The sequence below is a fragment of the Pseudomonas sp. JV245A genome (assembly GCF_032424515.1).
Taxonomy (GTDB): Bacteria; Pseudomonadota; Gammaproteobacteria; order Pseudomonadales; family Pseudomonadaceae; genus Aquipseudomonas; species Aquipseudomonas protegens.
Genome location: NZ_VYKE01000512.1, coordinates 1 through 543, shown reverse-complemented (window position 1 = coordinate 543; position 543 = coordinate 1). Strand labels below are relative to the sequence as shown.

Genomic DNA, 543 nt, shown 5'->3' with positions numbered 1-543 from the left:
ATCCTCGACCAGTGGAACCGGCTGCAGCAGGCATTCCCTTCCCGGGCCTGCGTCCATCAGCTCATCGAGGCTCAGGCCGCCAGGGCGCCCCAGGCCATTGCCCTGACCTTCGCCGGGCAGAGCCTGGACTACCAGCAGCTCAACGAGCGGGCCAACCGTCTGGCGCACAAGCTCATCGAGCAGGGCGTGGGGCCCAATGTACTGGTGGGGCTGGCGGTGGAGCGCAGCCTGGAGATGGTCATCGGCCTGCTGGCAATTCTCAAGGCCGGCGGTGCCTATGTGCCGCTGGACCCGGCCTATCCCCAGGACCGCCTGCAGCACATGATGCAGGACAGCGCCATCGCGTTGCTGCTGACCCAGGAGCATCTGCTGCAGGGCTTGCCGGCGTTTGCCGGCAGTACCTGGTTGCTGGAGCAGCCCCTGGACGGCTACCGGGTCGACAACCCCGAGGTCGGGGTGACGCCCGAAAACCTGGCCTACGTGATCTACACCTCCGGTTCCACCGGCAAGCCCAAGGGCACCTTGCAGCCACACCACAACGTC

The 543-nt window shown here is 66.7% G+C and carries 1 protein-coding gene; it reads left to right on the top strand.

Annotation, left to right across the window (positions count from 1 at the left end; all coding sequences use genetic code 11):
- Nucleotides 1-543 (top strand): AMP-binding protein (locus F6S12_RS32760; RefSeq protein ID WP_315869993.1); only part of this gene is annotated, 543 nt, incomplete at both ends.